Source organism: Cupriavidus basilensis (assembly GCF_029335485.1).
GTDB lineage: Bacteria > Pseudomonadota > Gammaproteobacteria > Burkholderiales > Burkholderiaceae > Cupriavidus > Cupriavidus basilensis_E.
The window spans coordinates 33397-57877 of sequence record NZ_JARJLM010000683.1; the positions used below are offsets into that span (position 1 = coordinate 33397).

Annotated in this window: 23 protein-coding genes; 7 read left to right on the forward strand and 16 right to left on the reverse strand. The window is 63.8% G+C overall.

From position 1 onward, the window contains the following. Positions 1-7: 7 nt before the first annotated feature. From P3W85_RS42165 to P3W85_RS42205, 9 genes are all read right to left on the reverse strand, one after another. Entirely contained in the window at positions 8-1000 is a 993-nt protein-coding gene (locus P3W85_RS42165) for a DUF1839 family protein (RefSeq protein WP_276269187.1), read from the reverse strand. Next, positions 1000-2004, reverse strand: coding sequence for an amino acid--[acyl-carrier-protein] ligase (locus P3W85_RS42170; RefSeq protein ID WP_017225095.1), 1005 nt, complete (start codon positions 2002-2004; stop codon positions 1000-1002). Before P3W85_RS42170 ends, P3W85_RS42165 begins: the two co-directional genes overlap by 1 nt. A 10-nt stretch (positions 2005-2014) precedes the next feature. Next, complete coding sequence (locus P3W85_RS42175) at positions 2015-3175, reverse strand: acyl-CoA dehydrogenase family protein (protein ID WP_051078413.1); 1161 nt, start codon at positions 3173-3175, stop codon at positions 2015-2017. Between the two features lie 35 nt (positions 3176-3210). Next, on the reverse strand, positions 3211-3462 hold the full coding sequence (locus tag P3W85_RS42180) for an acyl carrier protein (protein ID WP_017225097.1): 252 nt from the start codon (positions 3460-3462) through the stop codon (positions 3211-3213). Positions 3463-3589: 127 nt separating this feature from the next. After that, a complete protein-coding gene (locus P3W85_RS42185; protein ID WP_276269188.1) occupies positions 3590-4999 on the reverse strand; it encodes an undecaprenyl-phosphate glucose phosphotransferase in 1410 nt (469 codons plus the stop codon). Positions 5000-5120: 121 nt separating this feature from the next. Then, on the reverse strand, positions 5121-5789 hold the full coding sequence (locus P3W85_RS42190; RefSeq protein ID WP_276269189.1) for a phosphatase PAP2 family protein: 669 nt from the start codon (positions 5787-5789) through the stop codon (positions 5121-5123). Between the two features lie 701 nt (positions 5790-6490). Beyond that, complete coding sequence (locus P3W85_RS42195; protein ID WP_276269190.1) at positions 6491-6802, reverse strand: hypothetical protein; 312 nt, start codon at positions 6800-6802, stop codon at positions 6491-6493. 100 nt (positions 6803-6902) lie between these two features. Continuing rightward, positions 6903-7352, reverse strand: a complete 450-nt coding sequence (locus P3W85_RS42200; RefSeq protein WP_017228335.1) for a response regulator transcription factor — start codon at positions 7350-7352, stop codon at positions 6903-6905. 204 nt (positions 7353-7556) lie between these two features. Then, positions 7557-8417, reverse strand: a complete 861-nt coding sequence (locus P3W85_RS42205; RefSeq protein ID WP_017228336.1) for a helix-turn-helix transcriptional regulator — start codon at positions 8415-8417, stop codon at positions 7557-7559. A gap of 470 nt (positions 8418-8887) precedes the next feature. Here P3W85_RS42205 and P3W85_RS42210 point away from each other — a divergent pair, with 470 nt between their 5' ends. Next, on the forward strand, positions 8888-10582 hold the full coding sequence (locus P3W85_RS42210) for a phage integrase family protein (RefSeq protein ID WP_276269191.1): 1695 nt from the start codon (positions 8888-8890) through the stop codon (positions 10580-10582). Positions 10583-10632: 50 nt separating this feature from the next. Here the strand turns inward: P3W85_RS42210 and P3W85_RS42215 are convergent, their stop codons facing one another. Further along, a complete protein-coding gene (locus tag P3W85_RS42215; RefSeq protein WP_276269192.1) occupies positions 10633-11646 on the reverse strand; it encodes a ParB/RepB/Spo0J family partition protein in 1014 nt (337 codons plus the stop codon). 2 nt (positions 11647-11648) lie between these two features. Beyond that, positions 11649-12308, reverse strand: a complete 660-nt coding sequence (locus tag P3W85_RS42220) for an AAA family ATPase (RefSeq protein WP_276269193.1) — start codon at positions 12306-12308, stop codon at positions 11649-11651. A gap of 365 nt (positions 12309-12673) precedes the next feature. Between P3W85_RS42220 and P3W85_RS42225 the strand changes: the two genes are divergently transcribed. Further along, positions 12674-12877, forward strand: coding sequence for a cold-shock protein (locus P3W85_RS42225; protein WP_006159056.1), 204 nt, complete (start codon positions 12674-12676; stop codon positions 12875-12877). Positions 12878-13196: 319 nt separating this feature from the next. On the opposite strand, the gene P3W85_RS42230 is transcribed toward P3W85_RS42225, so the two are convergent. From P3W85_RS42230 to P3W85_RS42240, 3 genes are all read right to left on the reverse strand, one after another. Further along, positions 13197-14291, reverse strand: a complete 1095-nt coding sequence (locus P3W85_RS42230) for a replication protein RepA (RefSeq protein ID WP_035813686.1) — start codon at positions 14289-14291, stop codon at positions 13197-13199. Positions 14292-15550: 1259 nt separating this feature from the next. Further along, entirely contained in the window at positions 15551-15703 is a 153-nt protein-coding gene (locus P3W85_RS42235) for a hypothetical protein (protein WP_276269194.1), read from the reverse strand. A gap of 437 nt (positions 15704-16140) precedes the next feature. Further along, complete coding sequence (locus P3W85_RS42240; protein ID WP_017228340.1) at positions 16141-16344, reverse strand: cold-shock protein; 204 nt, start codon at positions 16342-16344, stop codon at positions 16141-16143. 1280 nt (positions 16345-17624) lie between these two features. Between P3W85_RS42240 and P3W85_RS42250 the strand changes: the two genes are divergently transcribed. Continuing rightward, entirely contained in the window at positions 17625-18095 is a 471-nt protein-coding gene (locus tag P3W85_RS42250; RefSeq protein ID WP_035813677.1) for a hypothetical protein, read from the forward strand. Between the two features lie 125 nt (positions 18096-18220). Beyond that, a complete protein-coding gene (locus tag P3W85_RS42255; RefSeq protein WP_017228342.1) occupies positions 18221-19591 on the forward strand; it encodes a sigma-54-dependent transcriptional regulator in 1371 nt (456 codons plus the stop codon). Between the two features lie 163 nt (positions 19592-19754). Here the strand turns inward: P3W85_RS42255 and P3W85_RS42260 are convergent, their stop codons facing one another. Together P3W85_RS42260 and P3W85_RS42265 are read right to left on the reverse strand one after the other, a co-directional pair. Further along, complete coding sequence (locus P3W85_RS42260) at positions 19755-20126, reverse strand: hypothetical protein (protein WP_017228343.1); 372 nt, start codon at positions 20124-20126, stop codon at positions 19755-19757. An 18-nt stretch (positions 20127-20144) separates the two neighbouring features. Beyond that, positions 20145-20558 (reverse strand): hypothetical protein, encoded by a 414-nt coding sequence (locus tag P3W85_RS42265; protein ID WP_276269197.1) that lies wholly within the window; start codon positions 20556-20558, stop codon positions 20145-20147. Between the two features lie 954 nt (positions 20559-21512). On the opposite strand from P3W85_RS42265, the gene P3W85_RS42270 reads away from it, so the two are divergent. From P3W85_RS42270 to P3W85_RS42280, 3 genes are all read left to right on the forward strand, one after another. Continuing rightward, positions 21513-21680 (forward strand): DUF1328 domain-containing protein, encoded by a 168-nt coding sequence (locus P3W85_RS42270; protein ID WP_017228346.1) that lies wholly within the window; start codon positions 21513-21515, stop codon positions 21678-21680. An 85-nt stretch (positions 21681-21765) separates the two neighbouring features. Beyond that, entirely contained in the window at positions 21766-22755 is a 990-nt protein-coding gene (locus tag P3W85_RS42275; protein WP_276269195.1) for a YihY/virulence factor BrkB family protein, read from the forward strand. Positions 22756-22891: 136 nt separating this feature from the next. Further along, positions 22892-24466 carry a peptide chain release factor 3 gene (locus P3W85_RS42280; RefSeq protein ID WP_035813690.1) on the forward strand — a complete coding sequence of 525 codons (1575 nt, stop codon included), beginning with the start codon at positions 22892-22894 and terminating at the stop codon, positions 24464-24466. Positions 24467-24481 lie beyond the last annotated feature (15 nt).

A 24481-nucleotide genomic window follows, 5' to 3' on the forward strand; every position in this document is an offset into this window, starting at 1 on the left:
GCAAGCCTCAGTACTCGGCTTCACCCACATAGCTCGCCAGCGCCGGCACCGCTGCCTCATAGGATGTCTCGAGCTGGTCCAGGCAATCCTGGCAGCGGTCCAGACGGCGGCCGATGATGGAGCGCACCAGCCGGAACTGCATCACCATGGCCTCGGAGGCCACTTTCTGGCAAGCCACGGCGATGCTGTCCGGCATCGGCTGGCCGTGTTGCACCAGCCAGCGCAGATACTGGGCCAGCAACTCGAAGTTGGCGCCCAGCTGGCGCAGCACGCTGAAGGCGTAGGGATGGAAGCTCTCCTCGCCACCCGCCATCAAGGCTTCCTGGTGCGCCGGGAAGGCCGTGCGGAAGGCCGTGATGGGATTCTGCCGCGGACGGCGCGCCAGATGCTTGCGCAGCAGCGCAAGCGAGGCGCGCACCAGCATGGGCCCCTCCAGCGCAGGAAAGCGGCGGCGCACCACCTCGGCATAGGGGAACAGCAGGTTCACATCGTCGGCCAGCACGGGCAGGCACCGGAACAGGCCGGCATAGTCGTCGCCGCTGGCCACGTGGTATCCCTCGTTATGGTAGTAGCCCACCGACTGCGCATCGGGCATCATCACATCGATGCCGATGGTGGTCTTGGCATGCTCGCGGCGGTACGAGGTGGCACGGTTGTCCGGCAGATAGAAGCCATCCACCTCCAGCAGCACCACATGCCCCCGGCAGGTCTGCGCCGCTACCCGCGCTTCCAGCGATTCATAGAGCGATAGTTCCTGCACCACCACGCCGTACAGACGCTCGAGATCGTCGGGCGGATACTTGAAGAAGGTGAACTGGTCGCCCTCGAAATCCTGCGCCACCGTGAACCCGAGGGCCGCCACCGGGTCGAGCGCCCAGCCGTGCAGCAACTCGATCCACAGATCCACATAGCAATTGGTCTGCGGCCAGACCGGGTTGCCATTGTGCAGGGCGTGCGACACATGGGTGCCGCGCTCCAGGGAACGCGGGTCGACGAACATCACAGCCCTCCCAGGGTAGTGCGCACGTCCTTGGGCCAGCGTGCCACATCGAAGCCGTGATGGCGCAGCAGCGCCAGCGTCAGGCGCTCGATGCCAAAGCCCACGCAACCGGTGTGGGCCAGCGCGCCATCGGCGGTGCGCAGATCCCAGACATGGCCGAAATGGTCCATGTGGTAGTTAAAGCTCATGCAAGCGGTGGGCGGCGCGCCGTCGTTGATCGGGATCAGCAGCTCGAACTTGAGCTTGAGCTCGCGCTGGCTGTCGGCCACGATCTTGCCGCCGCGCCCGAAGAACGGATCGTTGGCCACCTCCACCTCGTGCGGGAGCGCGAGCGCCGTCGCGAGCTGCTGGCCACGCTCCATCCAGAGCTGGCGGAAGGCGATGATCTGCCCGGCATTGCCCAGGCGCACATATTCGCGCTGGCGAAACATCTGCATGCGGGCAGGGTCGATCGACGGTTCGTGGCGGAAGCAGTAGGACAACGCATCCACCACGCGGCCCCCGGCTGGCAAGGGCCCGCGCCGGGCCAGCGCCGGATAGATCGGATAGCACGCCGCCGGGGTCATCACCACACGGGTGGGCCGCTGCTCGTCGGCCCATTCCTCGCCGGCTTCCAGCCGTGCCAGCAGGCGGTGCTGGTCACGATCGTTGCCGCAGAAGCTGTGCACGGTGCCGGCAAGCTGCGGGAAGCTCTTGAGATATTCGCTGGCTTCGAAATCCTTGCGCGACATGGCCGGTGGAAAGCGCATCACCTCGGCATGCTGGTCCGCGCCCAGCGCGGTGACGGCAAAGTTCAGGCCGTCGGCGATGGCCTCGAACACCGCGCTGCGGCCATACACGCCGTCGACCCCGCCCGGTATCAGCAGGCCGGCCTCGATCAGCGCCTGCTGGTAGCGGCGCTGGCCCGCCTGCGGATCGCTGCAGAAAGGCGCAGCGGCATTGGCAGCGGTGTCGGCTGCCGGCGCGGAGCCGGTCCGATCATCCGCGCTAACATTGGCATCCATGTCGTGCTCCTCAGCTGGAACGCTCGGCCAGCAGCAGACTGGCGGTATTGGTCAGGATCCGGTCGTTGTTGATCATCAGCGGCGCCGACCAGAGATCGCGCAGGTGGCGTCCCAGGCTGTAGGGCGTGCCTTGCTTGTAGCCCGCCATGCCGCAGATCATCATCGCCTGCTGCACCACCTCGAGCGCCATCGTCGAGACGCTGGTCTTGAGGCCGTTCATTTCCGCCGCCAGCGAGAACAGCGCCGACACCGACAGGCCGGCATGCCGCTGGCGCTGGTGCGCCAGCGCCAGCTCCAGGCGGCCCTCCATCATCTGCACCATCGCCACCGCCTCGGCCACCCGCATCGCGGAGGGCGGCAGCGAGCCCGGGCGCGCACGCGCCTGGCCCTGGAAGAAGGCCTTGGCCCTTTGCACGGCGTCGCTGGCGATGCCCGTCCACAGGGCGGACCAGAGGATGTGCGAGACCGGGGTCATGGTGCCGTCCGCGATCTCGCCGAACGCTACCGGCAGGATCTGTTCGCACGCACCGCGCGCCTCCAGGCGAAAGCCATTGCTGCAGGTGCCGCGCATGCCGATGGTGTCCCACGTGCTGAGGCTCTGCAGCGTGAAATCGGGCTTCAGCAGGCACACCATGACCTGGTCCGAAGGCGAGGCATCGGCATGACGGCGCGCGGTCGCCAGGATGGCGTCGGATTGCGCGCCATAGGAAATCGTGGGCGCCATCTTGAGCAAATGGAAGCGATCGCTGTCAACGCTGACCGCGCAGCCGCTATTGCGCAGCGCTCCGCCTATCGCCTCCTCCGAAGTGGCCGAGGCAAGCAGCAGCTGCTCGGCGGCAATGCGCGCGAGCAATTGCTCGTGCCAGGGGCTGCCCGTGCCATGCTCGACGATGCAGGCCACCTGGATCTGGTGCATGGCATAGACCATCCCGGTCGACGAGCAGGCCGCCCCGAGCACGCGGCAGATGGCCGCGACCGTATCGAGCGAGGCACCGGCGCCGCCGTGCGCTGCTGGCACCATGGCGCCAAGCAGCCGGTGCTGCCGGATGGCGGCAAACGCCTCATGCGGGAATGCGGCATCGCGGTCGACCCGGTCGGCGTGCGGCGCCGCTTCGGCTGCGGCCAGCTGCGCCGCCGCAATCAGCGCGGCGGCATCGGTATGGGCCGCCATCGGACGCGCCAGTTCCACGCTGGCAAGTGGGCGGATCATGCTGCCTCCTGTTGCTGTCTGAGCTGCTCGGCCGCCGCCGCCAGCGAGTTGACGCTGCGAAAGAGCTGCCGGGTCAGCATGGCGTCCGGGATTTCGATATTGAATGCGTTCTCGATGGCCAGCATCACATGCACGGTGGCGAGCGATGACAAGCCCGCTTCATAGAGATCAGCCTGATCGTCGAGAGCGTCGACCGACACATCGAGCCGTGCCACCTCGGCAAGAATTTGTCGAATGGTTGCCTTCATCTCAGTTTCTCCTCCGTGAGGATGGTCGTGTTTGACGATTGAGCCGCAGTTGCCGCGCGGTTTCGGTGCGCTGGCCCACCAACGCCGTATGGCTCTTGTCAACGCGGGAGCCAGCTTCCTCCGCGGCTCAATAGGCTTCGCGTCCCGTCCATCCGTGCACTGCGGTGCGCAGGATGATGCGCAGGTCCAGGGCGAACGACCAGTTGCGGATATAGAAGATGTCGAACTCGATGCGCTTGCGCATCTTTTCCACGGTGTCGGTCTGGCCGCGCAAGCCGTTGATCTGGGCCCAGCCGGTAATGCCCGGCTTGACACGGTGGCGCAGCATGTAGCGATCGATGACCTCCTTGTAGATCTCGTTGTGTTCGATCGCATGCGGGCGCGGACCCACCACCGACATCTCGCCGCGCAGCACGTTCAGGAACTGCGGCAGCTCGTCGAGGCTGGTGCGGCGCAGGATGGCACCCAGCCGCGTCACCCGCGCATCGCCGCGCACGGCCTGCGTCAGGCCGCCCGCCTCCTGATGCTGCACCATGGTACGAAACTTGTAGACATGGAAGGGCCGACCGTCCATGCCCAGGCGAGCCTGATGGAACAGGACCGGGCCCGGGGAAGAGTGCTTGACCAGCACGGCAATCACCAGCAGCAAGGGCGACAGCCCCACCAGCGCCACCAGCGCGAAGACGCGGTCGAAACTGGCCTTGAGCAAACCCGTGATACCCGACTGCGGCGGGCTGTTCAGGTCGATGACCGGCAAGCCTAGGAAGTCGCTGAACCGGTGGCCCAACAGCTCGACCGACATGACGTCGGGCACCCAGCGAATGTCGATCAGGTCGTTGCGGAAGTGGGAAACCACATCATAGAGATCACGGCAGGCAGCCATCGGCAGGGTCAGCCAGATTTCCCGCACATTGTTGCTGCGCACGAACGCGCAGACCTGTTGCAGCGAATCCAGCCGCGTCACGCCGGCGGGCAGCGGCTGCTCGATGCCTTCGTCGTAGATGCCGGCAATGCGATAGCCGGCGCCCCGGTTATTGCGCACTCGCTGGTACATTTCGTGCCCAAGCGAGCCGTAGCCCAGGATCACGACACGCTTGGCATTGATACCCAGCTCGCGCACGCTGCCCAGCATGCCGTAGAGCAGCACCCGCGAGGCTAGCAGTGCCACCACCACGCTCAGCAGCCAGCTCATCGACCATAGCCGCGACAAGGCGGCCGACTGATGCATCAGGAACACGGTGACCAGGCCCAGCATGCAGACCGCCCCCCAGGCGGCAAGCGTACGTGCGGCCAGCACAGTACGGCTGCGGCCGCGCCAGGAGTTGTACAGCCCGCAGGCGGGGAACACCAGCAAGGTGCTCACCGAACACAGGGCAGTGATAAAGCCATGAACCGGGGGGGCGCCGCGCAGGCCTTGCGGGAAGATCAGCTCGCCGATCGCCACGCCGCACACGGCGACGATGCCCGCATCGGCGAAGCGATACATGATTTGCAGCGCAGCTTGCCTCTCGGCGAAGAATGCACGGATCTTCGACATGGTCTGCCTCCGTCCGGCAAGCCGGATATGCAATGCAGAACATGGTTGCGCCGCGCCACGGCGCCGGTCTGTTGGCTGGCGCACATATGGGCTTGCGGCGAGTGCCGGCGATGCAGGTTGCTCAGCGCTCCCGCCGCGCTTCGGGCAGGCAGGCCAGCAAGCCGGCGCCGTCGCGCTGCCAGGCCCATTCGCGCCACTGCCCGCGCTGGTACGGCTTGTCGCGCCCCGCCAGCCGAGCGGCAAACATCTCGATCCACTGATGCGTGGGCGCGGCCACGCCGGCCGCCGGCACGCCCAGCATCAGCACCAGCACCAGCGCGCCCGCCAGGGCCGGCGCGGAGCGTGCCGGCCTTGCGCTCCACAGCATGAAGGTCAGGCTTGCGCCAAAGCCAAGCGCCAGCCCGCTCAGGACTTCGGAACCGGAATGCGCCTGCAGCTTCAGCCGCGACACGCCGACCAGCAGCGCAAACAGCAAGCCAAGACAGCCCGCGCCGACGGCGAGGCGCGGGTGCCGTGCGGGCACGACCAGGTAAAACAGCACCGGCAGTACCGATGCGGACATCATGCTGTGGCCGGAAAAGCCCGTGAAGTTGATGGCCGCGCAGCCAATGCCCCAGCCCAGGAAGGCGAGCTTGGAGACCAGCACCACCGCGGCCGTCGCACCGAATGCGATCAACCAGCGGCGTGCGCTGGCAGCGGCGCCGGCATGGAACAGCCACGCGGCGATCAGCACGGCGCATGGCAGCAGCAGGGAGGTCTCGCCGAATCGGGTAATGAAATTCCAGGGCATCTTGAGGGCCGTCTTGGTCGGGCAGGCGAAAAAAATAGCACAGTTGCGCGGCAGGCAGGCCTGGCCACACTGGCCGGCATGCCTGCCTAAACCCAGCCAGAAGCATGAAGCAGCCAGGATACCGGCTCGTGTCCCGCGGCACCGCACGAAGCGCACATTGGGCTGGCGGGCTTCGTGCAAGGGCGGCGCACCCGGGCCTGGGTCATGCGGCGAATGGTGCTTCTGGTCGATACAGTTGCTGCCGGTGTTTGGCTATCGTCGAACAAGTGGCCGGTCGAGCGGAATCGCGCCGGCCACTTTGGAGTCCGCATGGTCCCCCGGTCGGCGGGCTCTTTTTTTTGGGGCCGGCCAGGCCAGGAGGCGCAAGCGCAAAGCTGCCTGCGGCAATGGCGCCGCGGGGCGGACGTGCCGTGAGATGCGGCCATCGCCGTGCGCCCCATCCGCGCGCGCAAAAAAACAAAGCCACGGCGTGCCGCCTGTGCCGGCCGGCTCGACCGTGGCCCTCAAGATCCGGCGCAGCATGCGCTGCGACCGCATCACGCGTGCGCGCATCCTGACTGGCATGCGCACCGGATTGCTCCGGTCCCCCGAACACGCGCGCTTCGTCGCTCCCCTCTTTGTGCCTTGCGGCGCCGCCAATGCTGCTGACCGGCGCTTGTGCCTGACTTGCTTGACTTGCCTATCCCGACGACGTCGACGACCTAGCCTGCCGCCGGCTCGGGCTGGGACTCGCGCACCGGCTCGCCTGCGACCATCACGCAATACTCATGGCGTGCAAGCATGCCTTCCCTCACTGTCGCCAAATGCCTTCGTGCTTCCTGCTCGCCGGCAAAGGTGGCAGCGGCGATCGCGGCTGCCTCGCAGGCATAGCGCATGCCATGCAGCTCGCCGCGATACAGCAGCGGCTCGTCGCGTCCGGTGGTCAGCCTGATTTCGTAGCAGCATGCCCACTTGCCCCGGCCCTCCGGCACGGCGAAGCCGCGCACGACCAGGATGTCCAGCCCGTTGTCCATATGACCCCCTGTTACAGCGCGCGGCGGCCACATCGGTATTGATATCCCCGGCTTCGTTCTCCGCGCGACTCAAGCATAGGAGCCTGCGTCGTCCGGCGCATCATCCCCTTGCCGTAGACCCACCTGAACCGATGGGGGATGGGGCTGGCATGGCAAAGGCCTGGCGCGGGAAACACTGGCCGCCGGCGCGCACCAGCACCACGGCCGCGCGCGTCTGCTCCGGCGTGCAGGGCACGGTCATGCAGCCGCTGGCCCCGAGCCGGGCTGCATGACTGGTGAACAGCAGGTCAGGGGATTCGCACAGGACCAGCCAGCGCCGCGGCGCGAGCCGCTGGCACAGTGTATCGAGCAACAGAAACGGATCGGCCTGCGCCCCGCTGCAGTCGAGCAGCGCGAAATCGACTGGCCGCGGCGGCACGTCGGCCGGCGCGGCTTCCAGCAGCCATTCGGGCGTCTGCGATATCACGGGGGCTAGCGCGGAAAGCTCGCGCAGGTGGCGCAGCACGCCCCGGCGCAGCATCATGTTGTGGGCAAGCAGGAGCGTTGTCATCGGCTGGGGGTGACAGCGGGTTGGCAGGAGGCATCGCGATGCGCCACGGTCTGGCGTTCCGCGTTAAGCACTTCTCGATTAGCGTAGCAAGAACGATGGTGCGCTGCCTCGTGCATTCGGATGAGGCCGCGTATCGCCAAGGATGAAGCCGAGGGTGCGTCGAACCGCCCCGCGCCATCGCGGGCAACAGGGCGGAACGGATGATCAGGCAGCCTGGCAGACGCTGACCAGTTCGACAGGCGACGACGCACCGCCACGTGCGGGCGCGGTGGCCGGTGCTGGCCCGGGCCAGCTCAGCTTGGCACCGCGCTGCAGCGCCACGTAAACCGCCTCGCCCTTGTTGCGCACGTGCAGGCGCTGGTACAGCGTGCAAGCGTGGGTCTTGGCCGTGGCCACCGAGATATTCAGCAGGCGGCTGACGGTCTTGATCGGATAGCCTCGCGCCAGCAATGCCAGCACCTCGTACTGACGCTCGGTAATATTCAGCAGGTGCGAACCGGCGGAAGGCGTCTCCAGTTCGGGGGCGCCAGCGAGCGCGCTCTGCAGCGCCGCCTGGCCGCCGGGCTCATGGGCGTCGACCGGCTGGATCCTGCCCGCCTGCCTATGCAGGGAGGAGGGAGCAGGCCTTGCCTGAACTGCCGGCCATGGCGCGGCGCCCTGGTCGCCGCAAGCCGCCTGGGCGCGAGCGGGAAAACACTCCCCATCGGCAAGCACCAGGCGAATCGCCGCGTCCAGCATCTCGGCGCTGCAGGCCTTGGACAGCAGGCCGCGGACATTGCCTGGCATCGCGCCATCGAAGTCGGGTGAGGGAATCTGATCGGACAACACCAATACCCGCTTGGGCATCAGTGTCTGGCATGCCTGTTCCAGTTCCTGCCAGCCGGCAGCCGGTTCCGGCGACAATCCGTAGATCATCAGGTCCGCATGGCAAAGCCACTCAGCAGGGTAAGGCAGGGAGCCGGGGTCGATATCAACCAGGTCGCCGTGGAGACCTGCCTGTGTCAACAAATGGCGCAGACCCAGGCGCAGCAGGGGGTGAGGCTCGATCAAGAGGATTGTGGCCATGGCCGCTCTCTTTTTTTGTTACGGCATGGCGAGCCCCGCGACAACCCGCACATGCTATAGAAAATGCCCGCTATGCTGCAGTTGCATTTCCATACGATCCGTCTCGACTCCAGACCGTGGCAGCGTACCCGTCCAGGTTGCACTGCTGGGTGACCGTCCCTTGGAGTCCTTTCGAATCGCCCCGTTTGCGTTCTTATTACGCTGTAGATGCTTCTTAATTCAGAGTTAAAAGAATCTAACTCTGGGTCTCAGGATAGGCACAGCATGGGGGGAATGCAAGCGAGGTTACACCCGGGAAAGTATGTACCGGAACACTGCCGATACGCTGTGCGTCAGCGCACGGAAGTACATTTTGGCGCTCTGGCGGCGGCGTATACCAGACTTCCACGCTATAATTATCGGCATTGTACTTCACTATGCATTTATACCCGGATGCATTCAGCAGCTGCTTAAGTGCCTTATGAATCAATATGTTAGCCTTCAATCCAGGCATTGCCATGCAGCCTGGTAAAGCCCCGAATCTCAGCCTCACGCGCAGCGAATTTGCCGCCGTACGGGCCTATGTACAAGGCATGCCGGCGGCGATGGTGGCTGACCGCTACCTGTCCGACGACAGCGACGACGATGCCGGTGGCGAATCCGCGCTGCGTCTGCTGCTAGCCTTGCGAGACCGCATGGTCCAGCTGGCTCACCTCCATAACCGCCAGGATCTGGCCGAATTGCTCGAGATGGGTCCGGGCCGCTCCAACCGCGGCATGGACCGCCGCGTGGAAGCGCTGGCCGAGCTGGAACGGCTCGGCACGGCACAGCCGCGCGCCGATCATGGTATCGAACTGTGGTTCTCGCCGGCTCTGGCCCGGCGCTTGCGCGCCCAGAAGATATCCAATCTGCATATTCTGGTGGAGCTTGCCAACCGGCACGGTAACGCATGGTGGCGTTCGGTGCCACGCATCGGCTCGCTGGCTGGCGCCGTCATCAACCGCTGGCTTGCCGATCATAGGGGCGTGGTCAAGGACGAGCAGGGCCGGCCACTGCTGCGCGATCATGTTGGTGCCCGGGGGCGCCTGGCCGAAACGGCGCTGGGCCCGCAGCTTCGGCAGTTGGTGCCTTTTGAGCTGATGCGGGATGAAGAAACAGGTACGGGGTGCGATCACCCACCTATTAGTGACTCAAGAGTCACCCACAGGAGCGATCTCGCTGCCGTCCGCGCCTGGCTGTCGGCAAATTCGGCACAACGGAGCACATGGCTCGCTTATCGCAAGGAAGCCGAACGGCTGCTGCTATGGGCTGCTGTACAGCGAAAGAAACCACTGGGTATGCTGGATCGGCAGGACCGGCAGGATTTTTTTGTGTTCTTGCGTAATCCGGGGCCGGTGCATCTCTGGGTCGGGCCCCGCGCATCCAGGGAGTCGGCTGCCTGGCGTCCATTCACGGGACCGCTGTCGGAAAGCAGCGTACTCCATGCTTCGCGCATCCTCGGTGCCTTGTACGAATGGCTGCAAACGCAGGGCCATGTCTCGGCGCACGCCTGGCAGCCCGAGGCGCGGTCCAGGTTGCCGCAACGCGCGGCTGCCCCGGCGACCGTCGGTAGCATGCTCGACGAGGCAGCCCTGGCGCGGTTTCTGGACTGGCTGGCGAAGCAGGGGCGGGACCCGGATGGCGTGCGGTATCGTGCCGCCGAGGCTGCTGTCCGATTGCTGCAGGAACAGCACATCGGCTTTGCCAGCCTGACGAATTTCACGCACGACCAGCTTCGGGGTTCGGACGCAGAATCGCCTGCCGGTGTAGATGGCCTGGGCGAGGCAACGCGCATGGCGATGGCGCGTCACTGGCGCGATCGTGGACTTGACTGGGACAACCGGGCAGCAGAGCCTATCGTGATGGTCGGCCCTCCCCGCCTCCCACCCACGGGCCGCGCGATGCGCAAGGCGGATCGCGCCCCTGGCGCGGGCTATTCGGTGCGGGGGCTGCACGCCCTCCTGAGCCAGGCCATCGAACGCTACCGGGAAGACGTGGAGGAAGAATTTGCGGCGCGTTCCCCGCGCGACCTCGCGGGCCGGAGAACCCGCGCGAAACCGTTGGGGAACCAAGGGGAAAAAGCCGCGGTGCCGGTCGTTGTCCCCACCGGCGCTGAGGACCGGGACGGCGCCGCGACGGCTGGCTGAGCGGCTGAAGACCGGCCGGAGACGGCCATCCCTGCGCTCGGGTACGGCTTTCAGCCGGCGGTCTTCTCCAGGCCGAAGCGCGCCTTGAGGGCTTCGACCAGCGCTTCGCGCGCGCCTCGGTCGCCTACCTGCACGTCCAGCATCACGCGCCCTGAATCCCATTCCTTGATCGTTCCCAGCAGTTGGCCGCCATCGCTGCGGATCTTGTACTGACGGCTGATCTCCTTGATCTTGCGGGCCTTCCCTTCTTGCGCATGCTTGCGAATGGCCTCGACCTCACGGCTCGACAGGCCTTCGGCCATGATCCGGGTGGCCAGGTCGCGAGTCCGGTCTTCGCCGACGATCTTGCAATAGAGCGTGAGTTCGTATCCGGTGGCGATACCGATGGCGCTGGGGCGCTCCCGCATGACGCCCAGGACGGACTCAGGCAGTCTTAACAGGGCCAGGGTCTTGTTTACCGTCCCGGCGGACATCCCGGTCAGTTCGCAGATGTCTTCCTCTTTCTGGACCTTGCCCTCATCCAGCAGTTGCCGCCAGGCGATCGCGTTGTCCAGCGCCGACTGGTCAGAGCGTTGCTCATTGAGCAGGAAGGACAAGCGATAGAAATCGAGTTCGCTCAGGTCGCTCTCGATGAAGCATTCCATCTCGAGCTTGCCAGCGGAGGCTAGCGCGCGCTTGCGGTAATGCCCGTCGATCAGGATGTAGTGCCCCGGCCGAGCAGGATCCGGCGTGGCCAGCCCTGGCGTCTTCTGGCCGTGAGTCGCAATCGAAGCCGCACGTTCCTGGACAACGGCCGAGTCGTAGATGCGACGGGCATTGAACGGATTGTCGTGGAGTTGCGCCAGCGGGACCTGCATCAGGATCCGCGCCCCCTCCTCCGGCAAGTCACTTTCAGCGCTGAAAATGGGGCTCGGCTCGCGGGTGCGAGCCTGCAGCAGACCATTGGGATGCTGCGAAATTGCCGCTTCGGCGCGTGCAAAGCGGTCGAGCGAGTCGCCCCGCGTTTTTTCGGCTGCCATTCCCGCCAGCATGCCTGCCTTGAGGCTTTTCAATTTTGTGGCCATTCCTATTGCTCAATCAAAGACAATATCTCGTCGACCATCATGTCGACTTCCTGCACTGACTCGCGTGCCCCTGCCACGCCGTGAACAGTACAACCGATCGCCTGGCATTCGCGGAAGGCGGAGCGCGATCCGATCATGGCATTCATCAAGGGCACCTCGGCATCGTCACCGAGAATCTCGATCGCCTGGCGTGCAATGGAAACACGACGCTGCACCATATTGGCCATCACCCGGATACGGAGCGTCTCGTTCTGGACCTGGGCATGCTGGGCCAGCGTTTTGGCAGCCACGGCGGCCCACAGGTCCGGAGGCGACGGAACCACGGGAATAATGGCGAGATCGGAAATCAACAGCGCGCTGGATGGCGCAGCCGAGTGAACTGCCGGAGGACAGTCCACTACGATGTAGTCGTAATCCTGGACAAATTTCCTCACTTCGCGGTGCATCGCCCCGCCCGACGGCGCCAAGCCAATCACTGATGCGGGAAAGGGCCGCTCGTCGCTGGCCTGGGCCGCCCAGCGCGTGGCGGTACCCTGTTCGTCCATGTCCACCAGCATGGAACGCGCGCCTCTCAGGCCAAGCGTGCCGGCAAGATGCATGCTGACTGTTGTCTTGCCGCATCCGCCTTTCTGGTTAAAGACCGTGATGATTTTAGCTGGCACTACGACCTCTCTTTCAGCGCTGAAAGCGCGATTAACTCTAGCCGCAACTTTAGTCAATGTGACGTGCTGGCTCAACTGTTTTTTGAGTTTATATTTTTAATATAAAATTAGGAAAAGCATTCCGCGTTATGGAAATAACAGAATAGCGCTTGAAATGCGGCATGGAATGCGCCTACATTAAATGTAGTGCGTCTTACGCCGCACATGACACAACAAGACAAACTGGTTATGATGCCCGCTACAGTCGAGTCAAGTCGTGTCACCTCGTCGGCATCCGTTCGGTAACTACGAGAACTTAACGTGCTTGAACGGTTGTTAGCGTTGTTTGCGTTGTGTACAAGAACTTGCTTCGAAAGGAAATTCACATGGCAACCGGTACGGTCAAATGGTTCAATGAGACCAAGGGCTTTGGCTTCATTACCCCGGACGACGGCGGTGCGGATCTGTTCGCGCACTTCTCCGAAATCCAGGGTTCGGGCTTCAAGACGCTCAAGGATGGTCAGCGCGTCACGTTTGAAGTAAAGCAGGGCCCGAAGGGCTTGCAGGCATCCGCCATCAAGCCGGCCTGATCTCACGAATCACGCCGAAGTCGCAGACCGCGCGGGGCTCCCGGGCCAGGCAAGGTCAGCAAAGCAAAAGGCAAGCGTTCCACGCTTGCCTTTTGTGTTTCTGGCAGTCTGAAAACCATCCTCCCGCCTCATCCTCCGGACTCCCCTTCAGGAGCCCGTATACGGCGTATACGCCGGCGCCAAGCCTCTCACACCCAATCGTCCCATAGCGACAGTCAGACCGCTGGCATTGCGCCTGGTTCGCCCCGAATTCCTGCGGGGGAACGAAAAACCCGCGGGCCAAGTCAGCGCGCGGGTTCGGCAATGCAATCGACATACCCTACGCCAGCTTGCGAACGCTGGTTCTGGAGGGTTGCAGGATCAGGGCCTTGGAAGAGTCGGCGTCTACCTTGGCACCCGGGTAGACAACCAGCACATCTTTGAGCGCCTTGCGGAACAGAGCACGGAATTTCCGCTCGCTCTCGGTCTCGGTGCCGAACTGCATTTGCAGTGCTTCCCACGGAATCTCGGTACGGCGCTGGATCGTAAAGAAGCGATAGGTCAGCCAGGAGTATACGTCGAGCGCGAAAGGTGATTGCTTGAGGGCCTTTAGCGCCCGCATATCGACCGGTACCGGCCGGTTAACCAGCTCGTTGAAAAACGGTTCGGACAATACCACAAAACTCTCGAACATCGAGCCCTGGCCCGGCTGCATCGGGTCCCACCAGGTCGACAACTGGTCAGCCAGCAGATAACCGACGCGATCGATGGATAACGGCTCGTGATTCGGGTTCTGGTTCTGGCTCGGCGTGGACTTGTTCTGCACGATCGCGATGGTCGCCGAGAACAAGCGAATCATCTGTTGCCGAACCAGCGTCATGGTGCCGCGCTTGCCGCCGGTAGCCATCGGTATACCGAGGTTGTACATGAACTCCGACAAAGAATTGCCAAGCGAGATACGGCGGTCTTCCACGGTACCGGTAAACTCGCCGCGCTTTTTCTTGGCCATGATCTCCTTGCCGATCCAGGCAAGCATCAGGCGCGGATAGGAACCGTAGGGATAGCCCAGCGACACGGTTTCGGACACCAGTTTCTGGCGCCCGTTGCTGGCTTTCTCGGAGCGCTGTTGCGTGAAATAGCCAGGCTGGATCATCAGCGAAATATTGCCGCTTGTGCGGGTCCACACCGGCGGTGCCCCCTTCGGGGCCCGGTAAGGCAGGGTGACCTGCACGCTGGCGCGGCTTAAAAAGCCGACTTCGCCACTTTGCCAGGCATCTTCCCGTTCCATTGCCTGTGCTTCGTCGAACAGACGCTGGAATTTCTCGGACGGAACCAGACTGTTCTCGTCGCCGGGAACGATGATGCGGGAGGGCTCGCTGTCCATATCGGCTGGACCGCGAGACCCCAGGATGGTCTGGGTGCGTTTGATGGGCATATTGGCGTGCTTCGGAATACCCGACTTTTTACGCGAAGCAACCAGCCTTGTCACGCAGAAACAGGTTCGGTAAGCGAATTTCCTGCAATGCCGCGTGTTTTAGGGTTGGCGGGTCTCATGGCTGGTCGCATGGTGGACTGCGGTGGGCAACCCGGGAGGGTTGTCCACGGCGGGCCAGCCATCAGCTACCAGTAAACGATAAGGGTATGGGTTAACTACTCGTAAACCGTATACGAGGGGTCCATGCCCTTGATTCGTATACGTAAACGGAGACCTTCCGAACCAGATTCTGCGTGAAACCGTACTCGATTCTGCGAAGTGCTGTACCAGATTCTGCGGTATACCGAACCCGTTTCAGCGCAAAGCCCGAACCGGTTTCTGCGGGGATAAGTCCGCTTCAGCACAGGCTTTTCCACAGATCCAGAGGCGAAAAGCGTACCTGTTTCTGCGTGCGCTGCCCGTTTACCGGCACTTTTGGCCCAGGAATCGGGTTGACGGGGAAGTTATCCCCGCAGAAACGGGTACGCACCCCAGTCCGTCAGAGTCTTGATACTCGCCTTCCGTACCCATTTCTGCGCAGCGCAGCCCTCTGGCGCCCCATTTGCGTACCCAATTCTGCGTAGAACCTTTTCGCGGCGCCACTTCCGTACCTTGCCAGGCTGGAGCGTACCCGTTTCTGCGGCGTACCCAATTCTGCGTGTTGCCCTTCCCGACTTGAGCGCGCCGAAGCGTACCCAATTCTGCGTGCCCATTCCCGATGCATTCTCGGTGAAACGTACCCGTTTCTGCGTGCACCCGGTGAGGTGTTTTCCGGAAAGCGTTCCCTTCTTTCTATTATACACAACCTTTTCCTTGAAAGCGAGTGCTTGCACTCAGAAAAACCAAATAGCCAGAACGAATTTGATGCGCGTACCTGTTTCTGCGTGTGCTGGCGACCGCCGCAGTGTCATTTGCGTCCGGTCGTGGGTGACGCGGGATCCTGGCGTACCCGTTTCTGCGGATCGGAGGCCGTCAAGCCGGCGGTTGGCGGCGTACCCATTTCTGCGGCCTCGGGGGCATTTACTTGGTGTGGCAAGGAATTGGCCTGACGAGACATCGAGGACGCGGTCTCGGAAAGCGAAAAATGGCCTGCCAGAGCGAAGCTCAGCGGTTTTTAGCGCCCGTGCGTACCCGTTTCTGCGTAGATGCGCGCCGCAGCGCCCGCAGGCGAACCGGGAAGAAAATCTCAGGCGTACCCATTTCTGCGTTGCGGCAATACGTCACTGCTCCCCTTGCGCTGGCTGGCAGGTGCGGAGGTGTAGCCTGTTCTGGCGTGTGCGCGGGTCGATTTCGGTGTCAGGCGTACCCGTTTCTGCGTGGTTTTTCTTGCCCTTGCCGTGTTGCAGATGCGCATCGACGAAAAAATAGGGCAAGGAAGGCGCCTGTGCGTACCCGTTTCTGCGGGCGTCGGCGGGGCTCAATTGGGGCAAGTGCGGCAGATCCGGGCTGCCAGATCACTGCTTGCGTACCCGTTTCTGCGTGGCAAGCCCGGTCACTCCAAGGCAGCCGCGGGCCACCGGGCTGTCCAGGTTTGGGCGCAGGCGTACCCGTTTCTGCGTCAACGGCCTGCGCAACGTTCGCGCTCCGGATAGGGGATGCCCAGCCAGGAGAGGCGGCAAGACTAAGCGTGCAGGCCAGGGCTCGGGCGCCGCCGCGCTAGCCGGGTACCAACGCAAGTGCGTCTATGGCAGGCGGCGAAAAGGGCACCCGCTGGCGATTGCCGCGTTGTGCATGGACGAAAAAAAACCCCGCCTCGAGAGGCGGGGTTTTCCTGACTGGGTGCGCCCCGAGCGGGGCGCCAGTCTACTGCTTACAGCGGCGTGATGTTCGCAGCCTGCAGGCCCTTCGGGCCGTTCTTGACTTCGAACGACACGCGTTGGTTTTCCTGCAGCGACTTGAAACCGTCGGCGCGGATTTCAGAGAAGTGCGCGAAGAGATCGTCACCGCCTGCGTCCGGCTTGATGAAACCGAAGCCCTTGGCGTCGTTGAACCATTTAACGATACCGGTTTGCATGGTATTGCTTTTCCTGGGAAAAATTTAAAAGAAACGGATAGCTCACGCGTATCCGAGCAAAGCAACTCAAGGAAAGGACACCATGGACAACGGAAGTACCATGACGGTGGCTAACGAATGTGCTGTTGCCTCGTCGCTTGAATCTAGCGGGGTTTATACGGCGGATTAGCGCTAGCGTCAAGGTAGGGTCATTCTGGATGTCTGCCTGGATTCACCGCCTGCGGTGGGGCATTACCACGCCTTTTGCATGGTGCTTATTCAGTAAAAGCACCGTCAGGGGCGCAAAACCGGACGAAAGTACGCTCGATCCGACGTCCGGGCATCCCACGACAGTAGTGTAAAAAAAGTGCTGATCAGAGCATAGATTCAGGCAATTTTTCCATGCTGCCCCCGGAGTCCCTCTTCAAGCCCGGTGCATTCGCCTCACCCTCCCGCGCCTCTCGGGCCTCCTGTCCCTGCTAGTGGCCCAGTGCCGTGCGCGTGAGAGGATCGTCAACGCCATCCCGCATGCGATCTGCGTGGCCATTACCGCGGGGATGGGGCTGTCTCGCCATTGTCGCGCCCAAGGATGGCGGCATCGTTGCGGCCGGTCTGGCTACCCTGGTGACGCTCGGGGACCTGCTCCAGGTACCGGCCCTCCTGGCCGTCGTCAGCTTTTCGTCATCGTCGTGCTTTCGTGCCCGCAGTACTGACGCGCCGGGCATGTCTTTTGCCAATTCCGTGTCCCACTGCAAAGCGTACCCGTTTCTGCGTTATTCCCGGGACGCCTTCCCGGCCCGGAAAGCCTGCAGGGCGTACCCGTTTCTGCGTTGCATCCCGCCTGATTTCTCACCGCGCCAGCCGGTCCGGTGCGTACCTGTTTCTGCGTTAAATGTGAGTGATCATTTACGTCGAAAGGCATATGGAATGCCGCACGCTGCTCATACTAAAGGATGATATTAGGCTGAATACCGATACGGAGGGCTGGACAAACAGGTGCAAATGCACTGAACTAGAGTCGTGGCAGATTGTGGGGCGCTTCAGGGCGCCCCTTCTTGACTCCGGCAGTCCGGAGATGCGCCGGCTGGCGCAGGGTAGTCAAGCCAGGATAACGACAGTAACAAGTCCGCCGCGGGCAGAACGGCAAGGACTGACCGAGCAGACCATCGTTCAGATGGCTTCGCCACCACGAAAAGAGCGCGCGGATACACGCCCGCCTGATCAAAGCAAACAATAAGACTAAACATAAGTGGTAATCGCGAACGTGTAGTGCCGGGGGTGTTGTTCAACGGGGATCAATCATGACTGCAGGAGAAATCCGGCGACCCGCCATAGGGCCCATCAGCGAGTCAGCCAGTCTTTCCATACACCGTGCCTGGGCAGCTTTGGGAGAAGCCGCAGCCGAGGCACCGCACCGACAACGCATCAACGAGCGGGACGACCCTGCTGTCGGCACTGTCGAAACGTTCCTGAGCCAGGACCAGATGCTGCCGCCCTACGCGCGTGCCGCCATCGAACAACTGCTGCAGCGACAACGTGCCCTGGAAGCCGAGTCATTCCGGCAGCGCGCGCTGCTGCAGGAATGGATCCTCAGCCAACTCACCTACAAAGCGCTCTATTACCGTTACTCCGGCCAGTCGCCGGAAGCGCCGCGCAGCGAATTGATGCACGAAAAAGACCAGGTGCGGCGACGTATTCGCGACCAGCTTCAGGCCGGTGGCGACCATGAGGCCATTCTTGGCGAGCAGTCCCGCAGTTTGTCCAGACCGTAATGCCGGCGTTGCGCGCGGGGGCAGATCCCCGACCGACTCGGCTTGACCGCGAACGCAGCCTGCTTCAGGGCGGGATCGCGGTGGAAGCCGGAATAGTCAATATGCTCAACGTCCGGGAGACCGCTATGGACCGACTGTGCAAGGTGGCGACACGCACCGCGCAAGTGCTGGTCGTGTCGCGCCACGAACCCTATGGATTCGATCCGGCCCAGTTCGGGTCTGGCTGGGAAATTCGCCATATCCAGCAGATCCGCGATCTGAGCCGGGTGGTACGAGGCAGCGCGCCGATGGCCGGCGTCATCGACCTTGAAAGCGAATACAGCGACGCCGAACTGACGCAGCTCGAACAGAGCCTGCAATACCTGCATGTGATGTGGGTGGCGATCACGTCGTCGCGCATGCTGGAAGACGAGCGCGTGCGAAGGCTGATACGCGACTACTGCGTGGACTACGTGCGCACGCCGTTCTCGTTCAGCGAGCTGCTTTACACGCTCAAGCATGCGCACGGCATGGCCTGCCTGCACGGTGCGCGCAGCCACGAACTGATTGGCCATGGCCCCATGATCGGCGAGTGCGCGGCGATGCGGAGCATGTTTCGCTCCCTCGCCAAGGTGGCCCACAACGAAGCGCCTGTCTTTATTTCCGGCGAGTCCGGCACCGGCAAGGAACTGGCGGCGCAGGCCGTTCATGAAGCCTCGAGCCGGCGCAAGGGGCCGTTCGTTGCAATCAACTGCGGCGCCATACCGCCGCACCTGGTGCAGTCGGAGTTGTTCGGCTACGAGAAAGGCGCGTTCACGGGCGCCAACCAGCGCAAGATCGGCTGGATCGAGCAAGCCCAGGGCGGCACGCTGTTCCTCGACGAAATCGGCGACCTGCCACTGGAGAGCCAGGTCGCCCTGCTGCGCTTCCTGCAGCAAGGCACCATTACCCGGCTTGGCGGGCACCAGTCGATCCCGCTGGATCTGCGCATCATCTCGGCGACGCACGTCGACCTGGTGGCGGCGCAGTCCGACGGCCGCTTCCGTGCCGACCTGTTCCACCGGCTATGCGTGCTGACCCTGTCGATTCCGCCATTGCGCGAACGCGGCGAGGACATCCTGCTGCTGGCCAACTCGGTGCTGGCGGAACACGGTCACGAGGCGCATCGGCGCATACGCGGTTTTTCTCCGTGCTCGACGCAGGCCATGATGCAGTACGAGTGGCCGGGCAATGTGCGCGAACTGATCAATCGGGTACGGCGCGCCATTGTCATGACCGACAATCGCAAGATCACCGCGGAGGACCTGCAATTGCACGGCGGCACCGACACGCCGCGCAAGACCCTCGACGCGATTCGGGAGGAAGCCGAGCGCGAGGCGATTCGCACCGTGATGGCGAGCCACGGCTTCCACGTAGTGCCGGCCGCGCGCGAGCTCAATGTGTCCCGGGTCACGTTGTACCGGCTGATGCACAAGCACAATATCCGCATTGAAGCGCGGCCGGGCGCCGGCGAATAGTCGGCAAGCCGAGGATACAGGCGGGCTTCGGCCCGCCTTGTTCCCTGGCGCCATCCACCGCGCACCGTGCCGTGCGCAGGCGCAGGCCCGGCATCCCGCTACGGACGCGCTGTTTCCCCCAGAACCCGGTTCCCCCTGAATCCGAGCTGCGTTGTTGCCGTGCTCAATGGGTCGTGCTGAAGCTCGCTGGCCCGTCGCCCTGCACGTCGTCGTCTCCGGCGGCGACATTCACGCCGGCACCGCCCCGGGCCTTGAACAGCGCGCTGCCGCCGCCGAATGCGTGCTTTGCGGACGTGCCGATGGGGGAGGGATGGTCGCGCGCGCCGAGTTGGCTGTTGCGCCCGGCGCCCGGTTCCGCCTTGAAGCGGATATCTCCCCAGGCAAAGCCAAAACCGCGGACGTAGATGTCATTGCTGACGGTTGTCTGGTTAAAGGCATCGGCGTCATCCGGGCGATCGAAATAGCTGAAACCGACTGCCGACGCACTGGTGGAAAGCAATACCAATGCCGCGATCGCGAGCATCTTCGTTTTCATGGCTATCTCCCTCCCCTCTTAGAAAAAAGTGCCCGCCGGGGGACGGAGCACAAAAGCATTGAACGAGGCATTCGCCGCTCCTGCCTTCTGGTTTTGCTGTACCAGGCCCGTGGCATTGCCGCCGGACGGGCCGCGCGCCACGGCGGCGGCGGATTGCTGGAAACGTGCGGACGGAAACAGCCCGACAGCGGCAGCTATCGGCATGTCCCCCTGCGGAATGCCGCGATCGGCAGTATTCGGCTCGACGCCGCGCAGAACGACGAAATCGCCTGGATCTGCAAGCGCGGAGAAGGAAGCAACGGCGGCGACAAAAGCTGCAAGACCGAGGGCGCAGGGCGCGCCAGTCGATACGAGCGCCTTCGTGCCGTCATTCGCGCTGGCGGCTGACGCATGGCAGAACTCACTCCCGAGTGATTGGGCTCGTCGCGTCATCTTTTTGTGTCTCCCCGCTCGGAACAGAGCGACAAGCGTGCCAATGCCGCGAAAACCAGGGCTGGTAAGGGTTTGCGGGTGGCTCTCGAGAGTGGGGAGAAATTCCCCACAAGAGGGGGGACATTTTCGTTGCAACGCTGAAACACGCGGATACCGCCGCCGCAGGGGCGCGGCCCCGGCCGAATCGCCGCGCGGGCCTTACGTTTCGGGCGCATGGACGCGCCTTGTCCGCCCGGCAGGCCTGTCCGGCGCAGGTTGCATCGTTGAAACAGGCGCCAAGGCCGCTTGCATGCGAGGCCTACCGCTCTGCGACGCTTGTTTGTGCTCCGCTGCGCAACCCTGGCGGCGCGCAGGTAGTCACGCAGAAACGGGTACGCTCCAGTCTTGCCGAGGTGTGACCGTGGCTCCGGAACGCGGCTCGTCGGGGCGGTTGCGAAGCTGTCAAGCCGCCAGGGTGGCCAGCCTCTCGGCGCTGTGGCCTGCGGCCGCTATCGCTGCGGGCCAGCGACGGCGGAAAGGGGGGCGCTGCCGCCGGCCTGCCCGCCAAATTCACTGGAAATCGGCTTGGGCCCCGGCTGGCTGCGTTCGCAGCCAGCGGTGGCGAGCAGGCCAAGCGCCAAACAGATGGCCATGCCAAGACGGCGGTTGTGCTTCCGGTTCATGGTGCCCCCTTCCGACGGTGAATGGATTGCGCACGATGGGTGCCCGTGGGGCTCGCGCGTCCGGCGTGGCGTGGGGCCTGCCTGCCGGCTGGTTCCCGCCCGCCGTGCCGCAGAACGGCAATATTCCCGCTTCCAGTTTAGGCGCTCGCTGTTCCTGCCGAGCCCGGCATGCTCCCGGGGCGTGCTTGGGCAAAGCGCACAGCGGGCTGTATCATGAACTTGGAAATGGGCAACAACGAACGGACAACAAACGGACAACAAACGCGGGAGATGGTATCTCTGGAGTCTCATCATGTTGCGTTACGCCGTAATCTTCTTCGTCATCGCCGTGATTGCCGCCCTGTTTGGCTTCGGCGGCGTTTCCGCGGCGGCGGCCGGGGTGGGCAAGCTCCTTTTCATCGTCTTCCTCGTGCTGTTCATGGTGTCGCTGATCTGGGGCCTGAAGAAAGACAGGTCATAGGACGGCGCACCTGCCGGCCCGGCAGGCCGCTTCCCTTCCAGGCCAACAGGCTGCCAGGCTGGTAGTCCCAACAGTGGATCAACGCGTGAATCCAACAGATTCCCCCGACCGGTCCGTGGACCGCGAACCTCAGGAACACCGCCCAGGCGGGGGTTGGCTGCCCAACCGGCATACCGCCGCCCACACGGTCAGCGTGGTGCTGGCCTCGGTCCGCTCGTGGCTTGCGCACCGCGCGGCCAGCAAAGGCGCGGCATTGTCTTTCTACATGCTCTTTTCGCTGGCGCCGATCCTGGTGCTGGTGATCTCCATCGCCGGCCTCTTCTTCGGCGCAGAAGCGGCGCGCGGCGAGATATTTGCCCAGATCGACGGCCTGGTCGGGTCCCAGGGCGCTGCCGCCATCCAGGAAATCCTTGCCGCCACGCATCGCGCGGGCGGCGGCGGGCTGGCCGCCGCCATCGCCACCGGGATCCTCTTCGTTGGCGCCACCAGCGCCTTTGCCGAACTCAAGGGCAGCCTCGACGAGATCTGGGCGGCGCCGGCGCCGACAGGTGCGGGCTGGCAGCAATTGCTGCGGGCGCGGCTGCTATCTTTCAGCCTGGTGCTGGTGCTGGCTTTCATGCTGCTTGTATCCCTGATCGTCAACGCTGCGCTGGCGGTGATCGATCGCTTCTGGGGACAGCTATGGACCGAGTCATGGTTCGCCCCCGTCGCCGATGGGCTGTCCACCGCCTTTTCCTTCGGCGTGGTGACCCTGTTGTTCGCCGTCATCTTCAAGATGCTGCCCAACGCGCGCATTGCCTGGCGCGACGTGATCATGGGCGCGGTCATTACCGCCTTGCTGTTCGCGGCGGGCAAGCGGCTGATCGGCCTCTACCTGGGCAATAGCGCGGTGGCCACCTCCTACGGTGCGGCCGGCTCGGTGGTGGCGCTGATGCTGTGGGTGTATTATTCGGCACAAATATTCTTCTTCGGGGCCGAACTGACCCGCCAGTACGCGCTGCAGTTCGGCAGCCTGAAGGGGCAAAACGGCAGCCCTCCTCCCGATCCCCGCGCCGCTGGTCCCGCGAACCGGTAAAATACGGCCCGATTCCCTTCGTGCATGCCCGCAGTGCCCGGCCCCCGACCGCAAGCTGATGGTCGCGCCGGCTCCTGGCGCCGGTCCGCTGCGCCCCGGGCCCTTATTTCATCCTCTGTTTGCCGAATCCACTGCCGTGAGCTCGCTCGTATCCGAAATTGCGCGTCGTCGCACCTTTGCCATCATTTCGCACCCTGACGCGGGTAAGACGACCCTGACCGAAAAACTGCTGTGGTTCGGCGGCGCCATCCAGGTCGCGGGCGAAGTGCGCGCGCGCAAGGCGGATCGCCATGCCACCTCGGACTGGATGGAGCTGGAAAAGCAGCGCGGCATCTCGGTGACCTCGTCGGTGATGCAGTTCCCGTACCGCGAGAACATCGTCAACCTGCTCGACACCCCGGGCCACGAGGACTTTTCCGAAGACACCTACCGTACGCTGACCGCGGTGGACTCCGCGGTGATGGTGATCGATTCGGTCAACGGGGTGGAAGCGCAGACCATCAAGCTGCTCAACGTCTGCCGCCTGCGCGACACGCCCATCCTGACCTTCATCAACAAGCTCGACCGCGAAGGCCGCTCGCCCATCGAACTGCTCGACGAGATCGAGGACGTGCTGAAGATGCAGTGCGCGCCGATGACCTGGCCGATCGGCATGGGCAAGTCGTTCCGCGGCGTATACCACCTGATCGACGACCGCGTGCAGCTGTTCGATCCGCACGGCGACAAGGGCACCTCGGCCATCGTCGACGGCCTGGACAACCCGGAGCTCGACCGCGTGCTGGGCAGCCAGGCGGAAGAACTGCGCATCGAGATCGAGCTGGTGCGCGGTGCTTCGCATGCCTTCGACAAGGACGCCTTCCTGAGCGGCAAGCAGACGCCGGTGTACTTCGGCTCGGCCGTCAACAACTTTGGCGTGCAATCGCTGCTCGACGCGCTGTGCGCGCTGGCGCCGCCGCCGCAGGCCCGCAATGCCGAGTCGCGCGTGGTGGAGCCGCAGGAGCCCAGGTTCACCGGCTTCGTGTTCAAGATCCAGGCCAATATGGACCCGCGCCACCGTGACCGCATCGCGTTCGTGCGGGTCTGCTCGGGCCGCTTCGAGCGCGGCATGAAGGTGCTGCATGTGTCCACCGGCAAGACCATCGCCATCAATAACGCCATTACCTTCATGTCGCAGGACCGCAATACGACGGAAGAGGCGTATGCCGGCGATATCATCGGCGTGCCCAATCACGGCACCATCCGCCTGGGCGATGCGTTCAGCGAGGGCGAGGCGCTCAAGTTCACGGGCATCCCCTCGTTCGCGCCGGAATTCTTCCGTCGCGCGCGCCTGAACAACCCGCTCAAGGTGAAGCAGCTGCAGAAGGGCCTGCAACAGCTGGCCGAGGAAGGCGCCACGCAGATGTTCCGCCCGATCGCCTCCAACGACCTGGTGCTGGGCGCCGTGGGTATCCTGCAGTTCGACGTGGTCGCGCACCGGCTGGAACATGAGTACGGCGTCGACGCCATTTTCGAGTCGCACGAGTGCGCCACCGCGCGCTGGCTCAAGGGCGATGCCGCCGAGATCGAGAAGCTGATCGAGAAGGCCGGCCACAACGTCGCGCTCGATGGTGCCGGCGATCACGTGTACCTGGCGCCCAGCATGGTGAACCTGCGCCTGACGCAGGAGCGTTTCCCCAACCTGCAGTTCATGGAGACGCGCGAGATCGTCTGATCCCGCGCATCCTGC